This window comes from Arthrobacter globiformis, from assembly GCF_030815865.1.
Classification (GTDB): domain Bacteria; phylum Actinomycetota; class Actinomycetes; order Actinomycetales; family Micrococcaceae; genus Arthrobacter; species Arthrobacter globiformis_B.
The window spans coordinates 2,537,345-2,564,316 of the sequence record NZ_JAUSXI010000001.1 but is presented as its reverse complement, the minus strand read 5'-3'; the positions used below and the strand labels follow the sequence as shown (position 1 = coordinate 2,564,316).

21 protein-coding genes are annotated in these 26,972 nt (G+C 64.6%); 7 read left to right on the top strand and 14 right to left on the bottom strand.

Features of this window, described 5'->3' with window-relative positions; genetic code table 11:
• Positions 1 to 27 precede the first annotated feature (27 nt).
• From pntB to QFZ33_RS11560, 13 genes are all read right to left on the bottom strand, one after another.
• The gene (gene pntB / locus QFZ33_RS11620; protein ID WP_373427263.1) at positions 28 to 1,500 is read right to left on the bottom strand and encodes a Re/Si-specific NAD(P)(+) transhydrogenase subunit beta; all 1,473 of its coding nucleotides are present in this window, start codon (positions 1,498 to 1,500) and stop codon (positions 28 to 30) included.
• Entirely contained in the window at positions 1,497 to 3,050 is a 1,554-nt protein-coding gene (locus tag QFZ33_RS11615; protein ID WP_307027602.1) for a Re/Si-specific NAD(P)(+) transhydrogenase subunit alpha, read from the bottom strand. Before QFZ33_RS11615 ends, pntB begins: the two co-directional genes overlap by 4 nt.
• A 266-nt stretch (positions 3,051 to 3,316) precedes the next feature.
• A complete protein-coding gene (locus tag QFZ33_RS11610; protein ID WP_307027599.1) occupies positions 3,317 to 4,276 on the bottom strand; it encodes a 2-hydroxyacid dehydrogenase in 960 nt (319 codons plus the stop codon).
• Entirely contained in the window at positions 4,273 to 5,472 is a 1,200-nt protein-coding gene (locus QFZ33_RS11605; RefSeq protein WP_307027597.1) for a pyridoxal phosphate-dependent aminotransferase, read from the bottom strand. The genes QFZ33_RS11610 and QFZ33_RS11605 overlap by 4 nt, the downstream gene beginning before the upstream one ends.
• 109 nt (positions 5,473 to 5,581) lie before the next feature.
• On the bottom strand, positions 5,582 to 5,797 hold the full coding sequence (locus QFZ33_RS11600) for a hypothetical protein (RefSeq protein WP_307027595.1): 216 nt from the start codon (positions 5,795 to 5,797) through the stop codon (positions 5,582 to 5,584).
• Positions 5,798 to 5,813: 16 nt separating this feature from the next.
• Positions 5,814 to 6,728: a pyridoxal 5'-phosphate synthase lyase subunit PdxS gene (gene pdxS / locus QFZ33_RS11595; RefSeq protein WP_307027592.1), complete on the bottom strand. Its 915-nt coding sequence runs from the start codon at positions 6,726 to 6,728 to the stop codon at positions 5,814 to 5,816.
• Between the two features lie 105 nt (positions 6,729 to 6,833).
• Positions 6,834 to 8,207 carry an L-serine ammonia-lyase gene (locus QFZ33_RS11590; protein WP_307027590.1) on the bottom strand — a complete coding sequence of 458 codons (1,374 nt, stop codon included), beginning with the start codon at positions 8,205 to 8,207 and terminating at the stop codon, positions 6,834 to 6,836.
• The gene (locus QFZ33_RS11585) at positions 8,208 to 8,846 is read right to left on the bottom strand and encodes a sarcosine oxidase subunit gamma (protein WP_307027588.1); all 639 of its coding nucleotides are present in this window, start codon (positions 8,844 to 8,846) and stop codon (positions 8,208 to 8,210) included.
• Positions 8,839 to 11,799, bottom strand: a complete 2,961-nt coding sequence (locus QFZ33_RS11580; protein ID WP_307027587.1) for a sarcosine oxidase subunit alpha family protein — start codon at positions 11,797 to 11,799, stop codon at positions 8,839 to 8,841. Before QFZ33_RS11580 ends, QFZ33_RS11585 begins: the two co-directional genes overlap by 8 nt.
• Positions 11,796 to 12,212: a sarcosine oxidase subunit delta gene (locus QFZ33_RS11575; protein ID WP_307027585.1), complete on the bottom strand. Its 417-nt coding sequence runs from the start codon at positions 12,210 to 12,212 to the stop codon at positions 11,796 to 11,798. The genes QFZ33_RS11580 and QFZ33_RS11575 overlap by 4 nt, the downstream gene beginning before the upstream one ends.
• Before the next feature lie 27 nt (positions 12,213 to 12,239).
• Positions 12,240 to 13,457 carry a sarcosine oxidase subunit beta family protein gene (locus QFZ33_RS11570; protein ID WP_307027583.1) on the bottom strand — a complete coding sequence of 406 codons (1,218 nt, stop codon included), beginning with the start codon at positions 13,455 to 13,457 and terminating at the stop codon, positions 12,240 to 12,242.
• Complete coding sequence (gene glyA, locus QFZ33_RS11565) at positions 13,457 to 14,755, bottom strand: serine hydroxymethyltransferase (protein WP_307031774.1); 1,299 nt, start codon at positions 14,753 to 14,755, stop codon at positions 13,457 to 13,459. Before glyA ends, QFZ33_RS11570 begins: the two co-directional genes overlap by 1 nt.
• 201 nt (positions 14,756 to 14,956) lie before the next feature.
• Positions 14,957 to 15,637: a GntR family transcriptional regulator gene (locus QFZ33_RS11560; protein ID WP_307027581.1), complete on the bottom strand. Its 681-nt coding sequence runs from the start codon at positions 15,635 to 15,637 to the stop codon at positions 14,957 to 14,959.
• 137 nt (positions 15,638 to 15,774) lie between these two features.
• Here QFZ33_RS11560 and purU point away from each other — a divergent pair, with 137 nt between their 5' ends.
• The 5 genes from purU to pabB all read left to right on the top strand — a co-directional run bounded on the left by purU (position 15,775) and on the right by pabB (position 22,713).
• The gene (gene purU, locus QFZ33_RS11555; RefSeq protein ID WP_307027579.1) at positions 15,775 to 16,689 is read left to right on the top strand and encodes a formyltetrahydrofolate deformylase; all 915 of its coding nucleotides are present in this window, start codon (positions 15,775 to 15,777) and stop codon (positions 16,687 to 16,689) included.
• 54 nt (positions 16,690 to 16,743) lie between these two features.
• Positions 16,744 to 19,236, top strand: a complete 2,493-nt coding sequence (locus QFZ33_RS11550) for a GcvT family protein (protein WP_307027577.1) — start codon at positions 16,744 to 16,746, stop codon at positions 19,234 to 19,236.
• A 128-nt stretch (positions 19,237 to 19,364) separates the two neighbouring features.
• Positions 19,365 to 19,991, top strand: a complete 627-nt coding sequence (locus QFZ33_RS11545; protein ID WP_307027575.1) for a cyclodeaminase/cyclohydrolase family protein — start codon at positions 19,365 to 19,367, stop codon at positions 19,989 to 19,991.
• Positions 19,988 to 20,863, top strand: coding sequence for a bifunctional 5,10-methylenetetrahydrofolate dehydrogenase/5,10-methenyltetrahydrofolate cyclohydrolase (locus QFZ33_RS11540; RefSeq protein WP_307027573.1), 876 nt, complete (start codon positions 19,988 to 19,990; stop codon positions 20,861 to 20,863). Before QFZ33_RS11545 ends, QFZ33_RS11540 begins: the two co-directional genes overlap by 4 nt.
• A 26-nt stretch (positions 20,864 to 20,889) precedes the next feature.
• Positions 20,890 to 22,713, top strand: a complete 1,824-nt coding sequence (pabB, locus tag QFZ33_RS11535; protein ID WP_307027571.1) for an aminodeoxychorismate synthase component I — start codon at positions 20,890 to 20,892, stop codon at positions 22,711 to 22,713.
• Here the strand turns inward: pabB and QFZ33_RS11530 are convergent.
• On the bottom strand, positions 22,697 to 23,392 hold the full coding sequence (locus tag QFZ33_RS11530) for a GntR family transcriptional regulator (protein ID WP_307027569.1): 696 nt from the start codon (positions 23,390 to 23,392) through the stop codon (positions 22,697 to 22,699). The two genes, pabB and QFZ33_RS11530, sit on opposite strands and share 17 nt — an antisense overlap.
• Positions 23,393 to 23,974: 582 nt before the next feature.
• On the opposite strand from QFZ33_RS11530, the gene QFZ33_RS11525 reads away from it, so the two are divergent.
• Positions 23,975 to 26,302 carry an FdhF/YdeP family oxidoreductase gene (locus QFZ33_RS11525; protein ID WP_307027566.1) on the top strand — a complete coding sequence of 776 codons (2,328 nt, stop codon included), beginning with the start codon at positions 23,975 to 23,977 and terminating at the stop codon, positions 26,300 to 26,302.
• A complete protein-coding gene (gene folE, locus QFZ33_RS11520; protein ID WP_307027564.1) occupies positions 26,299 to 26,898 on the top strand; it encodes a GTP cyclohydrolase I FolE in 600 nt (199 codons plus the stop codon). The genes QFZ33_RS11525 and folE overlap by 4 nt, the downstream gene beginning before the upstream one ends.
• The last annotated feature ends 74 nt before the right edge of the window (positions 26,899 to 26,972 follow it).

Below are 26,972 nucleotides of genomic sequence, written 5' to 3'. Positions count from 1 at the left end.
TGCAGGAAGCCCAAGACGTGCTTTCTGTCAGAACGCTTTGAGGATGTCTTCGACGCGGGCTTTGGCGTCCCCGAAGAGCATTTGGGAGTTGTCGCGGAAGAAGAGCGGGTTTTGAACGCCTGCGTAGCCGGCGGCCATGGAGCGTTTGAACACAATGACGTTCTCGGCTTCCCAGACCCGCAGGACAGGCATCCCGGCGATGGGGCTGCCGGGGTCTTCGGCGGCGGAGGGGTTGACGGTGTCGTTAGCGCCGATGACGAGGACTACGGAGGTGTCACCGAGGTCGTCGTTGATTTCGTCCATTTCCAGGACGATGTCGTAGGGGACTTTGGCTTCGGCGAGGAGGACGTTCATGTGCCCGGGCAGGCGCCCTGCGACAGGGTGGATGCCGAACCTGACATTCACGCCCTTCTCGCGGAGCTGGTGGGCGAGTTCGGCGACGGGGTATTGGGCCTGGGCGACGGCCATGCCGTAACCGGGGGTGATGACCACGGACGAGGCGTTGGTCAGCATTTCCGCGGTGGCCTGGGCCGTGATTTCGCGGTGCTCGCCGTACTCTGCGTCCGCTGCGGCCGGTGCGGCGATGCCGAAGCCGCCGGCGATCACGGAGATGAAGGACCGGTTCATGGCCTTGCACATGATGTATGACAGGTAGGCGCCCGAGGAGCCGACCAGGGCGCCGGTGATGATCAGCAGGTCATTGTTCAGCAGGAAACCCGCCGCGGCGGCGGCCCAGCCCGAGTAGCTGTTGAGCATGGACACGACCACGGGCATGTCGCCGCCGCCGATGGAGGCCACGAGGTGCCAGCCCAGCCCGAGGGCGAGGAGGGTGACGACGATGAGGAGCCAGAGCTGGGAGTCGTTGACGTACCAGACAGTCAGGGCGATGAAGGCGGCGAGGGCGCCGAGGTTGATCGCGTTCTTGCCCGGCAGCATCAGGGGTGAGGACTTCATCCGGGCGGAGAGTTTCAGGAACGCCACGATCGAGCCGGTGAAGGTCACTGCGCCGATGAACACGCCGATGAACACCTCAGCGTGGTGGATCGCTGTCAGGTCCGGGGAGAGGTCCGGGGCTTCGAGGTGCCCGTTCCAGCCGACAAGGACCGCGGCGAGGCCCACGAAGCTGTGCAGCAGGGCGATCAGTTCGGGCATGCCGGTCATTTCGACGACGCGGGCGCGCCAGAGCCCGATGGCGCCGCCGACGATCACCGCGGCGACGAGCAGCACCAGGCCGGTGAGGCCGGCGCCGGTGCCCCAGGCGTCCTGGAGGGTCAGCCAGATCGTCGCGGCCAGGGCGATGATCATCCCGGTGATGCCGTAGATGACCCCTGCCTTGGCTTTTTCGTGCTTGCTCAGTCCGGCGAGGCTGAGGATGAACAGCAGGGCCGCGACGATGTAGGCCGCCCCCGCGATGGAGTCGGCGGTCAACGGACCGGAGACGGTGTCAGACACGGTAAGGCTCCTCGATAGAATTCCTGCTGCTTCGGTGGCGGCGCTCATGAACGTGCCTTCCCGGCCGAGAACATGGCGAGCATGCGCCGGGTGACGGCGAAGCCGCCGAAAATGTTAATGCTGGCCAGCAGGACCGCGACGGCGGCGAGCACCTGCATCACGACGTTGTCGGAGGTGACCTGCAGCAGAGCCCCGACGACGATGATCCCCGAGATCGCGTTCGTAACAGACATCAGCGGGGTGTGCAGGGCATGGTGGACCTTCCCGATGACGTAGAAGCCGACCACGATGGAGAGCATCAGCACCGTGAAGTGCTGCGGCAGTGGCGCCGGGGCGACCGCGTTGATCCCGAACAGCACCGCGATGCCCGCGGCGAAGAGCCCGGCCTTACCGGCAGGGCTGAGGCCTTCCTTTTTCTTCGGCGCCGTGCTTTCGGCGGCCGGGACCTGGGTCGTGGCTGCGGGTGCGGCGGAAACCTGGACCGGGGGCGGGGGCCAGGTCTTCTCACCGTCTCGGACCACCGTCACGGAGCGCTGGACCACGTCATCAAAGTCGATCTTCAGCTGCCCGTCTTTGTCCTTGGTCAGGAGCTTGAGCAGGTTCACCATGTTTGTCCCGTACAGCTGGGACGCCTGGGCCGGCAAACGGGCCGGAAGATCTGTGTACCCCAGAATCACCACACCGTTATCCGTAACTGTCCGTTCCCCGGCAACGGAGCCTTCGACGTTCCCGCCCTGCCCGGCGGCCATGTCCACGATCACGCTCCCGGCCTTCATGCTTGCCACGTCCTCGGCCGTGAGCAGCTTCGGCGCCGGACGTCCCGGGATCAGGGCCGTGGTGATGATGATGTCCACATCGGCTGCCTGCTCCGAGTAAATTTCCGCAGCGCGGGCGTTATACGCCTCAGAGGTGGCCTTCGCGTACCCGTCCGAGGACTGCATCTCCTCCGCGACCTCCACCTTGAGGTAGGTCCCGCCGATGGACTTCACCTGGTCGGCGACCTCGGGCCGCGGGTCAGTTGCCCGCACGATGGCCCCGAGGCTGCTGGCGGCACCGATCGCGGCCAAGCCGGCAACACCAGCACCGGCGACCAGGATCTTCGCCGGCGGGACCTTGCCCGCCGCGGTGACCTGGCCCGTGAAGAACCGGCCGAACTCGTGGGCCGCCTCGATCACCGCACGGTACCCTGCGATGTTCGCCATCGAGCTGAGAACATCCATGGACTGAGCGCGCGAGATCCGCGGCACCGCGTCCAACGCCAGCGCTGTGATTGGACGGGCGGCCAACGCTTCCACCAGTTCCGGCCGCAATCCGGGGCTCAACATCGCGATCAGCGTCGCACCGTCGGCCAGACGGCCGATCTCATCCTCGGTGGGCGGGTTGATCCGCAGCACCACCTCACTGCCCCACGCCTCGTCGGCACCGACGATCAGCGCACCGGCTTCGGCGTACATGTCGTCTCTGAAGGACGAGGACTCCCCCGCACCCTTCTCGACCACAACGTCGTAGCCTAACTCCAACAACTGCTTCACGGTGACAGGCGTCGCTGCCACCCTTGACTCATTACCTAGCTCGGCCACGATGCCAATATGTGCCACTTATATTCTCTCTCTAAGATGTGATACCCGGTAAATGCTGTTGCCGGGAGGCAGTAGGAGTCTGTCCGGCCTACCAAGAGCAGCGGCCACGGTGGTTCCGTCGCCGGGCTGGCCCCCGTATTTCGCAGTGCCTGTTGCGGAGGGCATGTTCCTCGGAGACACGGCCGCGGAGACGGACGAAGTCGGAGGCCGAGTACGAGCCCCATCCCTTTGGGGCGGGACTCTTCTCGGCCCGGTTGTCGTCTCGCGCGCGGGCGCGGTCGCCTCTAATTGATCGGCGCGGGCGGTCGTTCGTCGCTGAGCACTGCCAGGGCGTTGTCGGCGGCGAGCATCGCCATCGCGGTACGGGTCTCGACGGTGGCGGAACCGAGGTGCGGCACTAGCACCACGTTCTCGAGCTCGAGCAATCCGGGGTGCACGCTGGGCTCGTTCTCAAAAACGTCGAGCCCGGCACCCGCAATTTGCCCCTCGCGCAGCGCGGCCGCGAGGGCTGCTTCGTCGACGATTGGGCCCCGCGCGGTATTGATGAGGTATGCCGATTCCTTCATAGCCGCGAGTTGCCCGGAGCCGATCAGGTGGTGGGTGGCCGGCCCGTAGGGGCAGTGCAGGGAGACGATGTCGGAGTTGGCCAGCAACTCGTCCAGCTCGACCCGCCGGGCGCCCAGCTCGGCGGCAACCCCGGGATCGATCTCGCGGCGTGACTGGTAGACGATTTCCATGCCGAAGGCCTTGGCCCGGCGTGCGGTCGCCTGGCCGATGCCGCCCATGCCGACGATGCCGAGGGTCTTGCCCTGGAGGCTGTTGCCGAGCAGGAAGAACATGCCCCACTTCCAGTCCTTGCCGGAGCGGATGAGCCGTTCCCCCTCGCCGAGCCGGCGTGTTGCCGAGAGGATGAGGCCGAGCGCGATGTCAGCCGTGGCCTCCGTGAGCACGCCCGGTGTGTTGGTGGCGGCCACGCCCCGTTCGGTGCAGGCGGGCACGTCGATGTTGTCATAGCCGACGGCGACGTTCGCGACGACCTTGAGCTGCGGTCCGGCGGCGTCGAGGAGCTCGGCGTCGATGCGTTCGGTGAGCAGGCTCACCACGGCATCGGCCCCGGCTACCAGGCGCAGGAGCTCCTCGCGGCCGATCGACTCCGGACCTTCCCAGGCATCGACTTCGTGCTCCGCGCGCAGCTTTTCGAGTGCGGTTTCGGGTACACGTCCCGTGACGACGACCCGGCTCATGCCGTCTCGATCCACTTGCGCAGACGGCCGAGGCCGTCTCGGATATCGGCGACGTCGATACCCGAGTAGGCGAGCCGGATGTACTGGCGGTCTTCGCCGGGCTGGCGGCGGCCGAAGTGTTCACGGGTGCAGAAGGAGACGCCGGTTTCGTGCAGGGCTGCGGAAGCGAAATCGCCGACTGCCGTATAACCCATGCGCGCCATGGCGTCTGTGACGTCGGGGAATAGGTAGAACGTCGACTGTGGGACGGCGACGTGCACGCCGGAGATGTCGTTCACGAGTTCACATGCGGCGTCCCGGCGCCCGCGCAGGATGTCGAGCATCTGCTGTACGGGTTCCTGGGTGCCACGGAGCGCTTCGATGCCGGCCCATTGCACGTAGTGCGTCGTGCACGACTCATCGTTGGTGTTGAGTGTGCTGAGGATTTTGGCGATCTCGAGCGGGGCGACGGCGCAGCCCAGGCGGGATCCGGTCATGGCGAACTTCTTGCTGAAGGTGTAAAGGATCACGCTGCGCTCCGCCATGCCAGGAAGCGACACGATGGAGTTGGAAACACCCTCATAGCGCGTCTCGAAGTACGCCTCATCGGAGAGCACCCAGAGATCGTGCTCCTGTGCGAGCTGTGCGATTGCCTCCCGCTCAGCCGCCGTCGACTCGGCCGAGATGGGGTTCTGCAGGTCGTTGTAGATGATTGCGACAGTATTGGGGGTGATCGATGCGCGCACCTGGTCGAGGTCGATCGCGAAGCCCTGGGGCGTGGGCAGGTAGCGGTAAGGCACGGCTGTGCCACCGAGGTACTCGATCTGCGATTCGTAGATCGGGAAGCCGGGGTTGGGATAGAGCACTTCCTGGCCGGGGTTCATGACCGCCTGCAGGAACTTCGTGATAACGGGTTTGCCGCCCGTCATCACCACGACGTTGTCAGGGGAGAACTCGATGCCCCGGCGGCCCCCGATATCTTCGGCCAGGGCCTCGCGCAACTGAGGGATGCCGGGGCCGGGGCAATAGCCCGTGTAGCCGTCGGCGATGGCCCGGTTCATCGCTTCGACGATATGGGGGGCGGTCGGGATGTTGATGTCACCGAGATGGAAGGGGTACACAGCGTTCCCCTTCGCCTTCCAGGCGGCCGCGGCTTGGGCGACGCTAAAGGCAGTTTCGGTGCCCAGCCGTTCGAGCCGTTTCGCGAGTTGCTGCATGCTGTTCCACTCCTCATCGAGATTGTGATCAATCTTCTGCGGTAATAATTCTGCTTTGCGTCGTGGCGGCGGTTTGGCAGGTTGAACCATGCCTTTCCGAGGCTCACGGCTAGGCCAGGACCCGGTATCCCGTCGGCTTATCGAAGAGCCTTCGCGTGCTGGCTCCGGCGGCCGAAATCCAAAGGACGGAACCATCATCAGCGGCTTGTTCCACGACGCCGGTCATGATGTGCTCCGACGAGAGCCGCACCTCTACCGTGTGACCCGTCAGCCGGGCCCAGTCGCTACGGGGCCAACGTCCGGCCGAGGTCTTGCTTGGGCTCATACCCAACATGATTGCCTTACCAGCCGCGTTCGGCGAGGCGGTGCGGCTGGGGGATTTCGTCGACGTTGATGCCCACCATGGCTTCGCCGAGGCCGCGGGAGGCCTTGGCGATAACGTCAGGGTCATCGAAATAGGCAGTCGCCCTGACGACGGCTGCGGCGCGCTGGGCCGGGTTGCCGGACTTGAAGATGCCGGAACCGACGAACACGCCGTCAGCACCGAGCTGCATCATCATGGCGGCGTCGGCCGGGGTGGCGATACCGCCTGCGGTGAACAGCACCACCGGGAGCTTGCCGGCCGCGGCAACTTCCTTGACCAGTTCGTACGGGGCCTGCAGTTCCTTGGCCGCGACGTACAGTTCGTCCTCGGGCAGGGCGGCAAGCTTGGCGATCTCGGCGCGGATCTGGCGCATGTGCCCGGTCGCGTTGGAGACATCCCCGGTGCCGGCCTCGCCCTTGGACCGGATCATCGCCGCGCCCTCGTTGATGCGGCGCAGCGCCTCACCGAGGTTGGTGGCACCGCAGACGAACGGAACCGTGAAGTTCCACTTATCGATGTGGTTGACGTAGTCGGCCGGGGTCAGAACCTCGGACTCGTCAATGTAATCCACGCCAAGGGACTGCAGGACCTGGGCCTCAACGAAGTGGCCGATCCGGGCCTTGGCCATGACAGGCACGGACACGGCCTCGATGATCTGGTCGATCATGTCCGGATCGGACATCCGGGACACGCCGCCCTGGGCCCGGATATCGGCCGGAACGCGCTCCAGCGCCATCACAGCAACAGCACCGGCATCTTCGGCGATGCGGGCCTGTTCAACGTTGACGACGTCCATGATGACGCCGCCCTTAAGCATCTCAGCCATGCCCCGCTTAACGCGGTTGCTGCCGGCGACGGCGACGTGTTCGTGTGGGAGTGGTCTAAGGGTCACTTCTTTGCTCCAAAGGGGCGGGATGCATGGCGATGCCAGGCATTTACTAGTGGGACGAACCCCGAGGTGGCTATTGACACTTGGGGCTACCGGTACTACACGGGCTCAGCACTCAATCACGTTCACGGCGAGGCCTCCGCGGGAGGTTTCCTTGTACTTGGATTTCATGTCGGCTCCTGTTTCGCGCATCGTTTTGATGGCTTTGTCGAGGGACACTTTGTGGCTGCCGTCGCCGTGCAGGGCAAGGCGGGCGGCGTTGATGGCCTTGACGCTGGCGATGGCGTTGCGCTCGATGCAGGGGATCTGCACCAGGCCGCCCACGGGGTCGCAGGTCAGCCCCAGGTTGTGTTCGATCCCCACCTCGGCGGCGTTTTCCACCTGGGCAGGCGTTCCGCCCAGCACCTCGCAGAGACCGGCCGCCGCCATGGAGCAGGCGGACCCTACTTCACCCTGGCAGCCGACTTCCGCTCCTGAGATGGAGGCGTTGATCTTGAACAGGATCCCGACGGCGGCCGCGGCCAGCAGGAAGCGGACCACGCCGTCGTCGTTAGCGCCGGGGACGAACTTCACGTAATAGTGCAGTACCGCCGGGACGATGCCCGCCGCGCCGTTGGTGGGCGCCGTGACGATGCGCCCGCCGGCCGCGTTTTCCTCGTTAACGGCCAGGGCGAACAGGTTCACCCACTCCATCGCCCGCAGCGGGTCCGTCACACCGGTGTCCGCCGTCAGGGTCTGGAACAACGACGGCGCCCGGCGCCTCACGTTCAGTCCGCCGGGAAGGATGCCTTCCGCGGCGCAGCCGTTGTCCACGCATTCGCGCATGACGGCCCAGAGCCCCAGCAGCTTTTCCCGCAGTTCCGCTTCAGTCCGCCACACGAGCTCGTTGGCGAGCATCACGTCCGAGATAGACATTCCTTCTCGCTTGCAGATCTCGAGGAGCTCATCGGCTGTGTTGAAAGGGTAGGGGAGGACAGTGGAATCTGCCACCACTCGGTCACCCGCGTCGGCATCCCCGTCAACTACGAAGCCGCCCCCAATCGAATAGAAGCTCCGTTCACTCAGCACATCCCCGGCATGATCCATTGCCCGGAACGTCATGCCGTTCGGGTGCGCAGGGAGGGACTTGCGCCGGTGCAGGACAACGTCCTCGTCCCAGTTGAAGTCCACGCGGTGGTCGCCGCCGATCCATAGTTCGGCGTCGAGGGCTGCGGCGGCTACCTGGTCATCGGCGGTGGAGGTGTCCACGGTTTCCGGGTCCAGTCCCTTGAAGCCGAGGACCACTGCCTTGTCCGAGCCGTGGCCCCTCCCGGTGGCGCCCAGCGAGCCGAACAGTTCGGCCTGCACCCGCCGGGTGGAGCGCAGGTGTCCGTCGCCCTTGAGCCCGTCGGCGAACAGCTTTGCTGCCCGCATCGGGCCGACCGTGTGTGACGACGACGGCCCGATGCCAACGGAGAACAGGTCCAGGACGCTGAGGGCCATCTAGGGGACCTCGGGGGAGGCGTACTCCCGCATGGCGTCCAGGAGCCAGCGGCCAAGGAAGTCAGCGAATGACGCGCGGGGGAAGATCCGGAAGCTTTCCTCACCCGTCTTCCACAGGACCACCGGGATGTTGCCGATTTCGGTGGACAGCGCCGTTCCGGCCTTGAGAACGCGGGGGTGCAGGTCCAGGGAGCAGCCCTTCTCAAGGACTGCCCGGGACCGCGGGCCGGTGAGTTCGAAGGTGGTGCGGTTGGCGGAGAGGTCCACCACCTGGCCTTCGCCGTCGGCCAGTGCCTCACGGAGCGCCTGGATCAGGTCGCCGCCGAGGGACTCATGGGCTTCAATCGGTGCCACCACGAGGAACTCTTCGGGCCCGAGCCACAGCACGCTGGTGTCGCCGGTGCCGCTGACGCCGCCGGAGGCTGCGGGCAGGCCGCCGGTGACGGTGGCTACCCGCTGTCCGGCCTCGCTGTTCCGGCTGACCCGAAGGCCCACCATGGTCAGGAAAGCCACTTCGGACAGTTCCACCACTCCGCGAACGGAGCCGGTGTCAAACGCTGCGCGGAGCTGGGCGGCGGGGCTGACACGGAGCGAGAGGTTCTTCTCGTGGGAGGTTGCGGGTGCTGCTGTTTCAGCCATCTTTGCGGGTCCCTTCGGGGTCAAACAGTACGGTTTCTGCGACAACAACGTCCACGAGCTGGTCGCCTGCAGCAGCCACGAGGGTTTCGCCGATGCGGTTGCGGCCGTTCTTGATCAGGGCCAGGCCGAACGACCTGCCCAGTGCTGCGCTGTGGTAGCTGGAGGTGACGAAGCCTTCCATGGGAACCGGGCCGTAGGCGGGGTTCGCCGGGATGCCCTTCTCGATCAGCTGGGTTCCTTCCGGCAACCGCAGCGAGCCGTCCACCGGCAGGACGCTGACCAGGTGCTTGCGGTCATCGCGGTGCTGGTCGATGCGGGAGTAGGAACGCTTACCGATGAAGTCCTTGGCCTTGGAGACGATCCATTCCATGCCGGCATCCTGCGGGGTGACGGTGCCGTCGGTGTCCTGCCCGACGATCGGGTAGCCCTTCTCGGCGCGCAGCACGTGCATGGTCTCGGTGCCGTAAGGGGTGATGTTGAATTCGGCGCCGGCCGCTGCCACGGATTCCCAGGTGTTCAGCCCGTACCAGGACGGCACGTTGATTTCATAGGCCAGTTCACCGGAGAACGAGATCCGGCAGATGCGGGCCTTCACGCCGGACGCGAGGGTGGTTTCGCGGAAGGTCATGAACGGGAACGCCTCGGCGTCCAGGCCGCCGTTGGCGGCCAGTTCCGGGGCAACCTTGGCGATGACGTCGCGGGACTTCGGTCCGACGACGGCGATCGTGCTCCACTGTTCGGTCACCGAGGTGCAGTGCACGTCGAGTTCCGGCCATTCGGTCTGCAGCCATTCCTCCAGCCAGTCCAGCACCTTGGCGGCGCCGCCGGTGGTGGTGGTCATGAAGTAAGTTTCCTCGTCCAGGCGCAGGGTCACGCCGTCATCGAAGATCATGCCATCCGAGAGGCACATGACGCCGTAGCGGGCGGAACCCGGGGCCAGCTTCTTGAACGCGTTGGTGTAGATCCGGTTCAGGAACTCGCCGGCGTCCTTGCCACGGATCTCGATCTTGCCGAGGGTGGTGGCGTCCATGAAGCCCACGGAGTCGCGGACGGCTGCGCACTCGCGGAGCACCGCTTCGTCCATGTCCTCGCCGTTCTGCGGGTAGTACCAGGGCCGCTTCCACTGCCCGACGTCCTCGAAGAGGGCGCCCTGGGCGACGTGCCACGGGTGGATCGAGGTGACGCGGGCGGGGTCGAACAGCTCGCCGCGCTGGCGTCCGGCTAGTGCTGCGAAGGCCACCGGCGTGAACGGTGCACGGTAGGTGGTGGTGCCGATGTCGCCGATGCCACGGGAGGCCTCGCCGGCCTGGCGGAGTGCCGCGGCGATGACGCCGATGGCGTTCACGCCGGACGTCTTGCCCTGGTCGTTGGCGGTGCTGATGGAGGTGTAGCGCTTGACGTGCTCGACGGACCGCATGCCGGCGCCGGTGGAGCGCAGGACGTCGGCCACGGACTGGTCACGCTGGAAGTCGACGAAGTGGTGGTGCCAGTCATCGGGGGTTCCGGTCTGGCCGGGGACCAGCCACAGCTGGCGGGTCGGGGCGGATGCCTTCGGCTCCGCCAGGGCGGAAGGCTCGACGGCGGACTCGAAGCCCGCGGCGATCGCAGCCGTTGCTCCGGCCGAGATGCCCTCGGCCAGGCAGTCAGCGAGTTCGAAGCTGCCCCGGCCGGAGCCGATGGTCTGCTGGTTCGGAACCACCGTGGCCGGCACGAAGGCCGCGAGCTCCTCGTCCCAGCGCAGCTTGCCCTGGCGCTGGGAGTGCAGGTGCACCAGCGGGCTCCAGCCGCCGGACACTGCCAGCAGGTCGGCGGCGATCTCTTCGATGCCCGAGGTGAGTTCGCCGTCGTCGTTAATGCTGCGGACGGTGACGCTGTTCAGCCGGCCGTGAGAGTCTGCAGCGGTGTTGGCGACCGCGCTGCCGATCAGCACTCGGGTGCCGGCTTCGACGGCGGCGGAAGCCACCGGCGTGAGGGCGGGACGCGCGTCGACGACGGCCGCGACCTTGACGCCGGCGGCGCGCAGGTCCGAAGCCAGGGCGTAGGCGGAGTCGTTGGTGGTGCTGATGACCACGCGCTGCCCTGCGGCCACGGCGTAGCGGTTCAGGTAGCTGCGGACGGCCGAGGCGAGCATGATGCCCGGGCGGTCGTTGTTTTCGAACACCAGCGGACGCTCGTGTGCGCCGGGGGCCAGGACAACCTGGCTGGCACGGATGTGCCAAATACGCTGGCGGGAGACGCCTGCGGCGGCCGGGCTGGAGAGGTGGTCGGTGCGGTTCTGGACGGCGATGACGTAGTTGGCGTCGTACGCGCCGAACGCGGTGGTGCGGTTCAGCACGGTGCTTTCGGCGCCGGAGACCAGCTCAGCTTCGACGTCGGCAACCCATTCCAGGGCGGGCTTGCCCTCGATGGTTTCCGCCAGTCCGGGGGCGGTGGACCCGGACAGCAGCGACCCGCCGAGTTCGGGCTGGTCGTCCATCAGCATGACGCGGGCGCCGGAGCGGACCGCTTCGCGGGCAGCGGCCAGGCCGGCGGGCCCGCCGCCGATGACCAGGACGTCGGTGTGGACGTACTTCTTGTCGTACTCGGCGCGGTCATCCGCCGGGTCCAGCTTGCCCAGGCCGTTCAGGAAGCCGGCCTTCAGGCCGTCCACCAGGGAAACGGTGGTGGCGGGGAGCATGGACTCGGCAACGTCGCCAGGGAAGCGGGCCTCGATCCGGACCAGGGCGTTGGGCTCTTCCACGCCGGCGGCCAGGATGCCGCGGGCGCGGTCCTCGTAGAGGGAGTTGCCGGCGGCGACGCGGCCGTTGGCGAGCAGCGCGGAGGCCAGGGTGTCGCCCGGGTGTCCGGTGAATTCCTCGCCGTCCACGGTGAAGCGCCAGGAGATGCTGCGGTCGATGCGGCCGCCCGCGGCTAGGCGGGCGTTCTGGGAAGTCGCGGGATGCTGGGAAGTCACGGGGTTGCTCCTTCCGGGGCGGTGGTGCTGGAGATGCTGGTGGTGGACGTGCTGGGAGCCGCGCTTCCGGTGGTGGTGCTGTCAGCGGCGGTGCTGGCAGTGCCGTTTTCGGGGGTTGTCCGGGCCGATACGTTGCCGCCGGCATCCGGCCGGGGCGAACCCATGGGGTAGACGGCCTGGATCTCGTAGGTCACGGTGTCGCGGAGCATGTTGAACCACTGTCGGCAGCCGGTGCTGTGCAGCCAGCGCTCGGCAAAGGTGCCCTTGGTGTTGTCGCGGTAGAACAGGTACTCGGCCCATTCGCGGTCGTTCAGCCCGCTGGGGTTTTCCGGGTAGGGTACGTGGGCCTGGCCGCCGTAGTGGAACTCGGTTTCGTCGCGTGAGCCGCAGTTGGGGCAGGAGATGAGCAGCATGTGCGTCTTCTTTCTTGTGGACGGCGGCTAGTGGGCGACGGCAGCTGCGCCGTGTTCGTCGATCAGGGCACCGGTTTCGAAGCGCTCCAGCGCAAAGGGCTTGTTGAGCTTGTGCGGTGCGCCGGTGGCGATGGTGTGCGCGAAGGTCAGGCCGGCAGCCGGCGTGCCCTTGAAGCCGCCGGTTCCCCAGCCGCAGTTGACGAACATGTTCTCCACCGGGGTGGTGCCCACGATCGGCGAGGCATCCAGCGTGGTGTCCACGATGCCGCCCCAGGTCCGGAGCACGTGTGCCCGGGCAAAGATCGGGAAAAGCTCGACGGCGGCCGCCATCTGGTGCTCGATCACGTGGAAGGAGCCGCGCTGGCCGTAGCCGTTGTAGGAGTCGACGCCGGCGCCCATGACCAGTTCGCCCTTGTGTGCCTGGGAGACGTACACGTGGACGTGGTTGGACATGACAACGGTGGGGTGGACGGGCTCGTGCAGTTCGGAGACCAGTGCCTGGAGCGGGTGGGACTGGATGGGGAGCCGGAAGCCGGCCATTTCCGCCAGGACCGAGCTGTGCCCGGCAGCGCAGAGGCCCACCTTCTCGGTGTTTATCGTGCCGCGGTTGGTCTTGACGCCCACTACGCGGTTGCCATCTTTGACGAAGCCGGTGACTTCGCAGTTCTGGATGATGTCCACACCCAGTTCGTCGCACTTGCGGGCGAAGGCCCAGGCGACGTGGTCGTGCTTGGCAATGCCGGCACGGGGCTGGTAGGTGGCGCCCATGACCGGGTAGCGGATGTTGTCACTGATGTTCAGGATGGGGCAGAGTTCCTTGACCTGCTGCGGGTCCAGCCATTCAGCGTCCACACCGTTGAGCTTGTTGGCGCCCACCCGGCGGATGCTCTCGCGCACGTCGCCCAGGGTGTGGGCCAGGTTCATCACGCCGCGCTGGCTGAAGAGGAAGTCGTACTCCAGCTCTTCGGGCAGGATCTCCCACAGCTTCAGGGCGTGCTCGTAGATGGCGGCGCTCTCGTCCCAGAGGTAGTTGGAACGGATGATGGTGGTGTTGCGGGCCATGTTGCCGCCGGCCAGCCAGCCCTTCTCCAGAACGGCGATGTTGGTCATGCCGTGGTTCTTGGCCAGGAAGTACGCGGTTGCCAGGCCGTGCCCGCCGCCGCCGACGATCACGGCGTCATACGAGGACTTGGGCTCCGGGTTGCGCCAGAGGAAATCCGGGTGCTCCGGGAGCAGATCGGCCATCAAGCCACCTCGGTCGCGTCAGAGGAGAGGTTGGGGTAGAGGGGGAACTTTCCGGCCAGGATTTCAACCCGCTGCCGGAGTTCCGCCACGGTCTCGTCGTTGAACTCGCGCTTGAGTGCTGCGGCGATAATGTCCGCGACTTCGGTGAATTCTGCCTTCCCGAAGCCACGCGTGGCCAGTGCTGGCGTGCCGATACGAAGACCGGAAGAGATCATCGGCGGACGTGGGTCGAAGGGCACGGCGTTGCGGTTGACCGTGATGCCGATCCGGTGCAGGCGGTCTTCGCCCTGCTGGCCGTCCAGTTCCGAATTGCGCAGATCCACCAGGACCAGGTGCACGTCAGTGCCACCGCTGACTACGGTCACTCCGGACTCGGCAATGTCATCGGCGAGCAGTCGCTGGGCGATGATGCGCGCCCCTTCCAGGGTGCGTTCTTGGCGGTCGCGGAACGCCGGCTCCGCAGCGAGCTTGAACGCAACAGCCTTCGCGGCAATGACGTGCTCCAGCGGGCCACCCTGCTGTCCGGGGAACACCGCGGAGTTGACCTTCTTGGCGATGTCGGCGTCGTTGGTCAGGATCACACCACCGCGCGGGCCGCCAAGGGTCTTGTGAGTGGTGCTCGTGACGATGTGGGCGTGAGGCACGGGGTTCGGGTGAAGCCCTGCAGCCACCAGGCCTGCGAAATGCGCCATGTCCACCATCAGGTAGGCACCAACCAGATCCGCGATACGGCGGAACTCGGCGAAGTCCAGCTGCCGGGAGTAAGCGGACCAGCCGGCGACGATCAGCTTCGGCTTGTTCTCAACCGCTAGGCGCTCGACTTCAGCCATGTCAATCAGCATGTTGTCTTCGCCGACTCCGTACGGGACCACTTTGTAGAGCTTGCCGGAGAAGTTGATTCGCATCCCGTGTGTCAAGTGGCCACCGTGTGCGAGGTTCAGCCCCAGGATGGTGTCGCCGGGCTGGATTAGGGCGAACATCGCCGCTGCGTTGGCCTGGGCACCTGAGTGGGGCTGCACATTGGCGAATTCGGAGCCGAACAATGACTTAAGACGGTCGATGGCCAGCTGCTCGACCACGTCAACGTGTTCGCAGCCGCCGTAGTAACGCTTGCCGGGGTAGCCTTCGGCGTACTTGTTGGTCAGGACGGATCCCTGCGCCTCCATGACCGCGGTCGGTGCGAAGTTTTCGGAGGCGATCATCTCAAGGGTGCCCTGCTGGCGCAGAAGTTCCTGCTGTATAGCTGCGTTGATCAGAGGATCGGTCTCTGCGAGCGAGCGGGTCAGAACGTCGACCATCATTTCTCCTAAGTCTGCTATCTAATATCCTGTTGATATATTAGTTATGTGACTCAAGTATGCTATCGACTCCGGAGGGTGTCAACAGATTTCTGAGGGTTTGCCAGCAGACCCAAGAGGAGCCGCACAGCAGAGGGGGCCCTGAACGCCTGAATCGCAGCCCTTCCCGGCAGCGCTCCATTCCTGACGTGGGGATCTGGGCTAGGCGGCGAAAAGCCCTTCGCGCACAGCGTGCTCGAAGCCACTGACATGTATCCGCGCAAGCGCCGCGGCCTGGGCCTCATCTCCGTCGATAACCGCACGGAGCAGGTCCACATGCTCATGCACGTGACGGGATAGGTCGGGAAGGCGATCCAGTACCATGCACCAGATGCGGGTGGCGAGATTGTCATACCGGATCAGCACGTCCTCGAGGTGGGGATTGGCCGCAGCCCCGTAGATGCCTTGATGGACGCGCGCATCAAGGCGCAGGGTTTCGACGACGGAGGCCGCGTGGGTATCGAAGGATTCAACAGCCCGCATCACAGCCCGCAGCCGCTCCCGCTGCTGTTCCGTGGCCACGCGGGCAGCACGGGAAGCTGCGAGCGGTTCAAGCTGCGTCCGGATTTCTGAAATGAAAGCAAGGTCGGTCACCTCCACACGGGTGGCAAAGGTGCCCCTGCGCGGATACGAAACCACCAGGCGGTCAAGCTCAAGCCGCTTCAAGGCTTCCCGCACCGGAGTCCGTCCCATGCCGAGGTCCTTGGCGAGGTGGTCGTCGCTAAGGAGGTCGCCGGGTTTGATGTCAAGCATCAGGAGCCGGTCGCGGAGGCGCTCGTACGCCACGTCCGCCAACGACTTCTTCACTGCATCTTCCGCGACCGCCAACGCTTCAACTGCCATAACCTGGACCCCTTTCCATTCAAGCCAAACACGCTATTGACCTCGCCCACTGGCCAGTATACGCTGGTTCGCAACACTAATATATCAGTTCATGATTTGAAAATATATCTCATGGAAAAATACCTGAAGGAGGAGACATGACCCTAGCGGCGACAGACTCATCTACCGGCACGCTGCCTCAGTCGGAGGCCGGCTTGAAAGACCAGACGCAGAAGTTCGTGCTCACACTGTCGTGCGGCGAACGCGCGGGCATCGTCCAGGCGGTCACCACCTTTCTCTTTGAGCGTGGCTTTAACATCGACGAACACCAGCAGTTCGACGACGGCCTCCGCCAGACACTGCATCTGCGCACCGCCTTCACCGGCTCGTCGGCCTACACCCCGGAGAGGCTCCAGGAGGAGTTCAGCGCTATTGCGGACCGCTTCGAGATGAAGTTCAGCTTCCATGACCAGACCAAACAGCGCATCCTGGTGATGGTGTCCAAGTTCGGCCACTGCCTGAATGACCTGCTCTTCCGCTGGCGCGGCGGAAGCCTCGGCGGCGACATCGCCCTTGTAGTTTCCAACCATGAAACCCACCGGGCCATGGCCGAGGCCGCCGGCCTCCCCTTCATCTATCTCCCGGTGACCCCTGAGACCAAGTCAGATGCTGAACGTCGCCTGCTGGAACTGGTGGACGAGCACAACATCGACCTCGTCGTGCTCGCCCGGTACATGCAGGTACTGTCCGATGACCTCTGCCGCTCCCTGGAAGGCCGGGCTATCAACATCCACCACTCCTTCCTCCCGGGATTCAAGGGTGCGCGCCCTTACCACCAGGCCTACGACCGTGGAGTCAAGCTGGTGGGCGCAACGGCCCACTACGTAACCGCGGAACTGGATGAGGGGCCAATCATCGAACAGGAAGTCATCAGGGTCGACCACAGCTACGGACCGAACACCCTTTCAACAGTCGGACAGGACGCCGAAGCACTGGCACTGTCCCGCGCCGTGCGGTGGCACTGCGAACACCGTGTGCTGCTGGACCAAACCAGCACTGTCGTGTTCCGCTAAGCACGACCACCCGCCCAGCAGAGACAACACACGAAAATCAGCAGGAGAAACCACATGGCATCGACGCCAAGCATTGTCATTATCGGAGCTGGAATCGTCGGCACAAACCTGGCCGATGAACTGGTCGCCCGGGGTTGGAACAACATCACCGTCCTGGACCAGGGACCGCTGAACATGCCCGGCGGCTCCACGTCCCACGCCCCGGGTCTCGTCTTCCAAACGAACCCTTCAAAGACCATGGCTACCTTCGCCAAGTACACCGTTGAGAAGTTCTTGTCCCTGACCGAGGACGGCGTCAGTTGCTTCGACCAGGTCGGTGGCCTCGAAGTCGCCACCACCGAGACCCGCCTGGCGGATCTGAAGCGGAAGCTAGGATACGCCGCCGCGTGGGGAATCGAAGGCAAGATCCTGTCCCGCGCTGAGTGCAAGGAGCTCTACCCGCTCCTGAACGAGGAAGACATCCTGGGAGGGCTCCACGTCCCCAGCGACGGCCTGGCACGTGCCGCCCGCGCCGTCCAACTGCTGATGAAGCGCACGGAATCCGCAGGCGTCAAGTACCTGGGCAACACCACGGTTACGGGCATTGAGCAGTCCGGCCGTCGCGTGACAGGTGTCGAGACCTCCGAAGGTGTCATCCCCGCCGACATCGTGGTCTCCTGTGCAGGCTTCTGGGGCGCCAAAATCGGTGAAATGATCGGCATGTCCGTCCCACTTCTCCCCCTGGCCCACCAGTACGTTAAGACCACTCCGGTGCCGGCACAGAAGGGCCGCAACGAACTTCCCAATGGTGCTTCCCTGCCGATTCTGCGGCACCAGGACCAGGACCTCTATTACCGCGAACACGGCGACCGTTACGGCATCGGCTCCTACGCGCACCGCCCCATGCCCGTGGATCTTGCGGACCTGGGCTCCTACGACGCCAGCAGCATCAGCGAGCACAACATGCCCTCGCGCCTCGATTTCACCCTGGAGGACTTCCTCCCGGCATGGGAGGCCACCAAGCAGTTGCTTCCGGCGCTGCGGGAAAGCGACATCGAGGATGGCTTCAACGGCATCTTCTCCTTTACTCCCGACGGCGGGGCCCTGGTGGGCGAGTCCAAGGAGCTCGATGGCTTCTTCGTCGCCGAGGCCGTTTGGGTGACCCACTCGGCCGGCATTGCCCGGGCTGTTGCCGAACTCCTGACCACCGGCAAATCCCAGACCGACCTGGGTGAGTGCGATATCCACCGGTTCGAAGAAGTCCAGCTGACCCCTGAGTATGTCAGCGAAACATCCCAGCAGAACTTCGTGGAAATCTATGATGTCCTGCACCCCCTGCAGCCCAAGCTCTCTCCCCGCAACCTTCGCGTCACCCCCTTTCACGCCCGCCACAAGGCACTGGGCGGATTCTTCCTCGAGGGCGGCGGATGGGAGCGCCCCTACTGGTTTGAAGCCAACGCAGAATTGCTGAAGGAGATGCCGGCTGAGTGGCAGCCACCGGCCCGGGATGCCTGGTCCGGGATGTTCAGCTCGCCGATTGCAGCCGCTGAAGCGTGGAAGACCCGCACCGCGGTGGCCATGTACGACATGACTCCGCTCAAGCGCCTCGAGGTCTCCGGCCCGGGAGCACTGAAGCTGCTGCAGGAGCTCACCACAGCGGAGATGGACAAGAAGCCCGGGGCCGTCACTTACACCCTCCTGCTGGACCACGCCGGCGGCATCCGAAGCGACATCACCGTCGCCCGGCTGAGCGAAGACACCTTCCAACTCGGAGCCAACGGAAACATCGACACCGCCTACTTTGAGCGGGCCGCACGCCACCAGACCGAAAACGGAACCGCCAGCGACTGGGTCCAGGTGCGCGACACCACCGGCGGCACATGCTGCATCGGCCTGTGGGGACCCCTCGCCCGGGACCTTATCAGCACCGTCAGCAGCGACGACTTCTCCAACGAGGGTCTCCGCTACTTCCGGTCCAAGGAAGTTGTCATCGGCGGCGTGACCGTGACCGCGATGCGCTTGTCCTACGTCGGCGAGCTGGGCTGGGAACTGTACACCAGCGCGGACAACGGCCAGCGCCTCTGGGATGCCCTGTGGAAGGCCGGTCAGCCTCACGGCGTCATCGCCGCGGGCCGGGCCGCCTTCAGCTCGCTGCGCCTTGAAAAGGGTTACCGCTCGTGGGGCACCGACATGACCACGGAGCACGACCCTCTGGAAGCCGGCCTCGGATTCGCCGTGAAGATGACCAAGGAAAACTTCGTCGGAAAGGCCGCCTTGGAGGGCCGCACCGAGGAGAACTCCGCCCGCCGCCTGCGCTGCCTGACGGTCGACGACGGCCGGAGTATCGTGCTGGGCAAGGAACCGGTCTTCTACAAGGACCAGGCAGTCGGCTACGTCACCAGTGCCGCCTACGGTTACACCGTCGCCAAGCCGATCGCCTACGCGTATCTTCCGGCCGCTGTGTCCATTGGTGATTCGGTTGAGATCGAGTATTTCGGGCGGCGCATCCAGGCCACAGTCACCGCGGATCCGCTGTACGACCCGACGATGACCAGGCTCCGCGGCTAACCACCCGCCAGACCGTTCAGGGCACGCGGCCCGGACTCTTCACCTCGCAACCAGAGTCCGGGCCGCTGCTCTTCCATCAGGTCTCGACCCCCTGCCCAGTTGGCTAAAGCTTCAGCCCAGGAAGACACATGATCAGCTCAGAAACAATCAACGAATACCTCGCCAGGCTTGCCTCGCGAGAACCCACCCCAGGCGGTGGCGCGGCCGCCGCGCTCCACGCCGCCCAGGGGGCAGCGCTCGTTGCCATGGTGGCCAGATACACCACCGGCTTGAAATACGAGCAGCACGCCGACCTCGTCCAAAGGATCATCAGCGCCGCCGACGGACTGGTCGTCGAGGCCCTGCGCCTGGCGGACGCTGACCAACTTGCGTTCCAAGGCGTCATCGACTCGTACAAACTTCCGTCCGGGACCGAAGACCTCAAAGCCGCACGGACGGCATCCATCCAGGATGCGCTCATCCTGGCCGCACAAACCCCCGCACAGCTCATCAAGCTCGCCGGCGTCATCCTGGATCTTGCCACGGAACTTTTCGAGGTTGCGAACGCCAATGTGATTAGCGACATCGCTGCCGCCGCCGACGCAGCCCGCGCAGCCGCAAGCACCGCCCGGGTGAACATCGACATTAACGTGGTGGCCATCAAAGACGCCGCGGCCCGTTCGCGGTTGGCTGATCAAACCGATGGCCTCGAGGAAAAGGTCATCCTGGCAGCAGACTCCCTCGTGGGGCGCGTGCGTGGAAGGATTCTCGGTTGAGCGCCGTACTCCTCTCCGGAAAAGCACTGGCAGAGACCATCCAGCAGAGGGCCCGCCATGAGGCCCGGGAGCTCGAAGCCGGCGGGCTGCGCCCCACGCTCGCCGTGGTTGTGGCCACCGACGACGGCTCCACCCACTGGTATGTCCGGTCCATCGAACGGGCCGCCGAAAGCGCCGCCATCAGTTGCCGGATCGTGGACCTTGGTCCCGATGCCAGCGGACAGGTCCTGGCCTCAGTCCTGAAGGACCTCAGCGAGGATCCATTTGTTAACGGCATCATCCTCCAGACGCCCCTGCCCCCAGGCGTGGGAACAGATGAGCTGGTCGGGCACATTGCCCCGGAGAAGGATGTCGATGGCGCTAACCCCTTGAGCCTTGGCCGCCTGGCCGTTGGCCAGCCCTCGTTCGCCCCTGCCACGGCTCGCGCCGTAATCGAGATCCTGGACCACTTCGACATCCCACTGGCGGGCCGGAATGTGGTCGTCATTGGCCGTTCCGCCGTAGTGGGAAAGCCACTGTCCCTGCTGCTGCTGGAGCGCGACGCCACGGTCACCGTCTGCCACTCCCGGTCAGGTCCGTTGGAGAAATACACCAAGGCCGCCGACGTCGTGGTGGTCGCCGCGGGGCGTACCGGCCTGCTGAACGGCGGCCACATTTCCTCCGGGGCTGTGGTGATAGACGTCGGCACCAACGTCCTTCCTGACGGGTCCCTCGTGGGGGATGTCGAGGAGGCCAGCGTGCGGGGCATCGCCGCGGCGCTGACTCCGGTCCCGGGCGGCGTCGGCTCCGTCACCACATCCCTGCTTCTCCTGCACACAACCGAGGCCGCGCGGGAACAGTCGCGTGCCTTGGTCCCGGGAACCGCCGGATGATCCACCGCGGGCACAACTGTTACCCCGTGGAACCCGTTCTCGTATCCATCGAAGGCGTCGACGCGCCTGAAAAGCGGGCCTTTGTATCCGCGCTGGTGCAGGCCATGAATTCCTTCTGCACGGCGCGGACTCATACAGACCGGGATGTGCTGCACCCGCCCGGCGGATGTCCCGATGTTGTTTTCCTGACCGGTCCAGGCAACGCCGGGCACTGCATGCTTCGGGTTCTCCCCGGGCCGCAGGACTCCCCGTTCGGGGCGCCGGCGGAGATCGCAGTCTTGGACCCCTCACACCCGGAGGCGCCGCTGCACGCTGCCGAGGCCCTGGCGCAGCTTCCCGCCCTCGCCGCAGTTCAAGGTTTGCGGCAACTGGCCGCTTCCCCGGCCCTCCACTGTGTTTCGCTAGCGGCCTATCCGGATCCGGAAGCGGCCTTCCACGAGTTCTACGGGCTGTCCAGCCACCGCGTCTGGCTGGACAGTTCGAACACGGCAACGGATCCCGTGGCGGGACGTAACCGCTACAGCATCATGACTGACGATTCCGGCAACCGCGGAATGAGGGCACAGCATGCGAACGGCGTGACCACCGTGGAATCAAAGCTGGTGGTCGCCCGAATTCCAGGTCCCTTCTTCAGCTGGCTGGACAGGAATTGGTGCAACAGTCAGGCAACGGATCCGGCTCTTCCGCCCGGGCTGGATTTCGCCCTCGGCTGGCTGGGCTACCTGGGCTACGAGCTCAAGCGCGAGTGTGGTGGAAGTGTGGTGGAATCACCGCTGCCGGATGCCTCATTGATCCGCTGCAGCCGGGCGGTGGTGTTCGACCATGAGGCGCGGTGCGTATACCTTCTGGCGGAGGCCGGCGCGGAAGGCCGGCAATGGTGCAGGAACGCCGCCCTTCGGATCCGGCGCCTGCCCTCGGCGCCCCGGCCCCTGAGCAACGGATTGCCCGCCGTTCAGTTCAGCGCAGCTGACACCGCCGGCTCCTACCTGCGCAAGATCGCTGCGTCCCAGGACGAAATCACGCAGGGGAACTCCTACGAGGTCTGTCTCACGACGCAGATCTTCAGCAACCTCCACGAGGGCGTAGATCCGTGGGAGTTTTACCGGCAGCTCCGCCGGGCCAGCCCGGCGCCGTTCGCAAGCTTCGTCCAACTCGGTGCGGTAACCATCGCGAGTTCTTCGCCGGAGCGGTTCCTTAGTATCACCGCAGACGGTCGCGTCCGTGCCGAACCTATCAAGGGAACGCGACGACGGGACGCGTCACCGGAGGCAGACAGACGCCTGAAGCATAACCTCACAACGTCGGCAAAGGACAGGGCGGAGAACATCATGATCGTGGATCTGATGCGAAACGATCTCTCACGCCATGCCGAACCGGGTACGGTCTTTGTGACACGGCTCTGCGACGTGGAGACTTACGCAACAGTGCACCAGCTTGTGAGCACCATCGAAGCCACGATTGCCCGTGGCCGGTCAAGGGCGGCTGTCGTGGCTGCTGCCTACCCCCCCGGTTCGATGACTGGGGCTCCCAAAATCAGCAGCATGGACATCCTCGACCGATTGGAATCCCACCCGCGCGGGCCCTATTCGGGCGTTGTCGGCTACTTTTCGCCCAACGGCGCCGCGGACCTGTCGGTCACCATTCGCAGCGCCGTCTTCCAGAAACCACCCGCGGGCGGGCAACGGCTGTCCGTGGGTATTGGCGGGGCCATCACGGCCGACTCCGACCCCGACGAAGAGCTGGCAGAGATCCACACCAAAGCCACTGCCATCCTTGGAGTTTTCGCGGCGACTTTTCCCGTATCCGCTTATGCTGAGCCGGTCCTGGCCCGGGCTACAGCACAGCCCTGATGAGGTTCTCGAAATCGGTGACGTGCTGGGAGGTCAGCCGTGCAGCTGCTTCAGCGTCCCCCTCCGCGATGCATTCGAGAAGCTCAATATGCTGGGCGATATGCTCGGAAACCGGCGGGAGCTTTTCCAGCACCAGGCTCCAAATCCGCGTTGCCAGGTTGTCATACCGAATCAGGATATCTTCAAGGTGGCGGCTTCCACTGGCGCGGTAGATCATCCGGTGGACCCGCATGTCCAGACGCATGAGATCCCGTTGCGAGTGCATCCCGGGCAGTAGCTGGCCGACTTCCCGGGCAAAGTCCCTCAGCTCCTGCCGACGCTGCGGCAATGCCATGCGCGCAGCCCGCGCTGCTGCTGCCGGCTCCAGAAGCTGGCGTATCTCCGAGATTTCAGCCAGGTCAGTCATGTCCACGCCCGCGGCAAACGTTCCACGCCGGGGATAGGCCACCACCAAATGGTCGCTTTCGAGCCGCTTCATAGCTTCCCGGATGGGCGTTCTGCCAACACCGAGACGCCTTGAAATGACGTCATCGTTGAGCGGCTCGCCCGGTTTAATGTCCAGAACGATCAATTCATCGCACAAGACCCTGTAGGCGAAGTCGGCGAAGGACTCGTCGTCCTGCCTCAGCGGCACCAACGAAACCTCCGCCTTGACCGGTAATCCGCTGGCATGTGCCATGTCCAAGTCTCCTTCTCATGTGCGTCCGAGCCTTGACGCCCCCGCTCCTAGTACATACTATTCCCATAACTGATATATCAATATGTAAGCATAGGGATATCAAACGATCGGGTGTCTTCCAGATAATAAGGCCCCGCACGGAATATGCAACCCGTATGCCACGAATGGAGAGCAATGGGCAATGAAGCTGTTGCAAGGGCGCGGCTGCGCCGGTGCTTAAAGCTCCGGGCTCCCTGAGTAATGACGTGCCTTCCGCACACGGAACGCAGGTGGAGACATCCACGCCTCTGGCGCACTTGGCGTACCCCGAGGGTTCCCATTTGGCCGCCTGCAGCATCACCAGCAAGGTCCACCTGCATCCCCCTGCTGCTGGAGTTGCAGGGGGCCGGACTGATTCGCGGAGTCCACCAAGAGCTGGAGGTGATCCCCTCTTTGCCCGCTTTCCACGTCTACACCTTCAATGACCTATGCCGCTTACCCGGCTTCCTGGACGGCCTCCCGAGGCCGCAGGAGGCCCCTGCTAAGCCACCAAGCAAACCCACCAGCACCCAGTTTCCTGCGTAGATCTGAAGGGAAGATCACATGGCTTCAAAAGCCCCCCTACATAACATTGACGAGTCAAAGCTGACCGTCACCAAAGCCAAGACCAAGGCCGTCGGAATCCCCGCGGTGGTGAACTCGCTGAAGATCTCCCTCGAGCAGATGGGTCCGCTGCGCAGTGTCCAAACGCTGCTGGCAGTCAACCAGGTCGACGGGTTCGACTGCATGGGCTGCGCATGGCCCGAACACGAAAAGCGCAATGCAGCCGAGTTCTGCGAAAATGGCGCGAAGGCAGTGGCCGAGGAGGGCACCCGCCGCCGCGTCACCCCCGAGTTCTTCGCCAACCACTCCATCGAGGACCTGAAAACGCGGGACGACTACTGGCTCGGTCAACAAGGCCGGCTTACGCATCCGATGCTCCTGGAAGAAGGCGCAACCCACTACAAGCCGATCGAGTGGGACGACGCTTATGAGCTGATCGCCCAGGAGATCAGGAACATGGAGCACCCCGACCAGTCAGTCTTCTACACTTCCGGGCGGACATCGAACGAGGCAGCCTTCGCCTACCAGCTCCTCGTCCGGGGCATTGGGACGAATAACCTGCCCGACTGCTCCAACATGTGCCATGAATCGTCCGGCTCGGCCCTGGTGGAAACGATCGGCATCGGCAAAGGCTCAGTCAGCCTCACGGACCTGGAGACGGCGTCGCTGATTTTCGTGGCGGGTCAAAATCCCGGCACAAACCACCCGCGCATGCTCAGCGCGTTGGAGAAGGCGAAGAAGAACGGCGCCGTCATCATCTCTGTGAATCCACTTCCCGAGGCCGGGCTCCTGCGATTCGAGAATCCGCAGAACATTTCCGGCATTGTGGTGGGCACACAACTAACAGACGACTTCCTCCAAATCCGTGCCGGCGGCGATCAGGCCCTCTTCCAGGGGCTTGGCAAGTTCCTTCTCGAAGCCGAGGCCCAGGGGCGCAAGACCCCGGGCCTCCCCACCGTGCTGGACCATGAATTCATTAAAGACCACACCGTTGGCATCGACGAGTACCTGCGTTACCTCGAAAAGACGGAATGGGACGACATCGTCGAAGCCACCGGACTGACACTGGAACAGATCAAGGCCACTGGCGAGCGGCTCCTGGCCTCAAACGCGACCATTGTCTGCTGGGCCATGGGCTTAACCCAGCACAAGCACTCGGTTCCCACCCTCCGCGACGTGGTCAACGTCCTGCTTCTCCAAGGCAACATCGGCAAGCCGGGAGCCGGTGTCTGCCCCGTCCGCGGCCACTCCAACGTCCAGGGCGACCGGACCATGGGTATCTTTGAGAAGATGCCCGAGAGCTTCCACGACCGGCTTGACCATGAGTTCAGATTCCTCTCCCCCAGGGCGCATGGCTTCGACACCGTGGCCGCCATCCGCGCAATGCGGGACGGCAAGGTCCGCGTCTTTGTCGGGATGGGCGGCAACTTCGTGCGGGCGGCCCCGGATTCAGAGGTCACGGAGCAAGCGTTGGCCAACACCCGCCTGACGGTGCAGATCTCCACGAAATTGAACCATTCCCACGTATCCACGGGCCGTCGTGGGCTGATTCTTCCGACGCTCGGACGTACTGAGAAGGACACACAGCGCACCGGCGACCAGAGGGTGACCGTGGAAGATTCCATGAGTGCGGTCCACGCCTCCCGCGGACGCCTTAAACCCGCCAGCGAGCACCTGCACTCGGAAGTAGCCATTGTGTGCAACATCGCCGCCAAAATCTTCACCGGCAGCGACAACCTCCCGCTGCCCAATACCCCCAAAGCAGACTGGCTCGCCATGAGGGACGACTACTCCCTCATCAGGAAACACATCGAAGCCGTCCTCAGCGGCTTCGAGAATTTCGAGGAACGGATCCAGAACCCCGGCGGGTTCGTCCTTCCCCACCCGCCCCGGGACGCCAGGAAGTTCGATACCGCTTCGGGCAAGGCCCACTTCACAGGCAACGAACTGGAGTTCATCAGGGTCCCCGCGGGACGGCTCGTCCTTCAGACCCTGCGCTCCCATGACCAGTACAACACCACCATCTACGGCAAGGATGATCGCTACCGCGGCATCCACGGCGGGCGCCGGGTAGTCCTGATCAACGCCGAGGACATTACTGAGCTGGGGTTCACAGACGGGGAGATGGTCCATCTCATCTCCGAATTCCAAGGCACCGAACGGCGGGCCGAAAACTTCCGGATCGTTTCATACTCGACGCCGAAGGGCTGCGCGGCAGCCTACTACCCGGAAACCAACGTCCTCGTGCCGCTTGACTCAGTGGCCGACACGAGCGGCACGCCAACCTCCAAGTCCGTTATTGTGCGGCTTGAGCGGGCCGAAGCGTGAGCGCCGCCCTGACAGAAGCAACCGCTGCAAAGGGCGTGGACGGGCCAAGGGTGGAACGGGCTGTCCGTGAGTATCTTCTGGCCATCGGGGAGGACCCGGAAAGGCCCGGACTTGCGGACACGCCGGGTCGTGTAGCCCGCGCCGCCGCCGAAATGTTCGGCGGGCTCCATGAGGATCCCCTTGCCGTCCTGGACAGGACATTCGACATTGGCCACGGTGAAATGGTCATCGTCAAAGACATCCCGTTCTATTCCACGTGCGAACATCACCTGGTGCCGTTCCATGGCGTGGCACATGTGGGCTACATCCCCTCCGGCGAGGGGCTCGTGACAGGCCTCAGCAAGCTTGCCAGGCTGGTGGACGTGTTTGCGCGAAGGCCGCAGGTGCAGGAGAGGCTGACCACCCAGGTGGTGGACGCACTGGTCACATCGCTGCGGCCGCTGGGCGCGATTGCGGTGATCGAATGTGAGCATTTGTGCATGTCCATGCGGGGAGTCCGCAAGCCCGGAGCAAAGACCATCACGTCAGCAGTCCGTGGTGAACTGCGCCTGCCGGCGGCCCGCGCCGAGGCGCTGAGCCTGATCCACAGCCGCTGAGAAAAATTGCTGGACATGCGCCCCTGGCTACGACTACGGTGTAACTGATATATCTTTTCTGCTAAATAAAAATA

Coding starts and splice junctions, on each gene's coding strand:
- pntB (WP_373427263.1), bottom strand. CDS start 1,500: ATGAGCGCCGCCACCGAAGCAGCAGGAATTCTATCGAGGAGCCTTACC.
- QFZ33_RS11605 (WP_307027597.1), bottom strand. CDS start 5,472: ATGCAGCAACTCGCGAAACGGCTCGAACGGCTGGGCACCGAAACTGCC.
- QFZ33_RS11560 (WP_307027581.1), bottom strand. CDS start 15,637: ATGGCAGTTGAAGCGTTGGCGGTCGCGGAAGATGCAGTGAAGAAGTCG.
- QFZ33_RS11545 (WP_307027575.1), top strand. CDS start 19,365: ATGATCAGCTCAGAAACAATCAACGAATACCTCGCCAGGCTTGCCTCG.
- QFZ33_RS11600 (WP_307027595.1), bottom strand. CDS start 5,797: ATGAGCCCAAGCAAGACCTCGGCCGGACGTTGGCCCCGTAGCGACTGG.
- QFZ33_RS11610 (WP_307027599.1), bottom strand. CDS start 4,276: ATGAGCCGGGTCGTCGTCACGGGACGTGTACCCGAAACCGCACTCGAA.
- QFZ33_RS11590 (WP_307027590.1), bottom strand. CDS start 8,207: ATGGCCCTCAGCGTCCTGGACCTGTTCTCCGTTGGCATCGGGCCGTCG.
- QFZ33_RS11585 (WP_307027588.1), bottom strand. CDS start 8,846: ATGGCTGAAACAGCAGCACCCGCAACCTCCCACGAGAAGAACCTCTCG.
- QFZ33_RS11525 (WP_307027566.1), top strand. CDS start 23,975: ATGGCTTCAAAAGCCCCCCTACATAACATTGACGAGTCAAAGCTGACC.
- QFZ33_RS11550 (WP_307027577.1), top strand. CDS start 16,744: ATGGCATCGACGCCAAGCATTGTCATTATCGGAGCTGGAATCGTCGGC.
- glyA (WP_307031774.1), bottom strand. CDS start 14,755: ATGGTCGACGTTCTGACCCGCTCGCTCGCAGAGACCGATCCTCTGATC.
- QFZ33_RS11575 (WP_307027585.1), bottom strand. CDS start 12,212: ATGCTGCTCATCTCCTGCCCCAACTGCGGCTCACGCGACGAAACCGAG.
- purU (WP_307027579.1), top strand. CDS start 15,775: ATGACCCTAGCGGCGACAGACTCATCTACCGGCACGCTGCCTCAGTCG.
- QFZ33_RS11570 (WP_307027583.1), bottom strand. CDS start 13,457: ATGGCCGATCTGCTCCCGGAGCACCCGGATTTCCTCTGGCGCAACCCG.
- QFZ33_RS11530 (WP_307027569.1), bottom strand. CDS start 23,392: ATGGCACATGCCAGCGGATTACCGGTCAAGGCGGAGGTTTCGTTGGTG.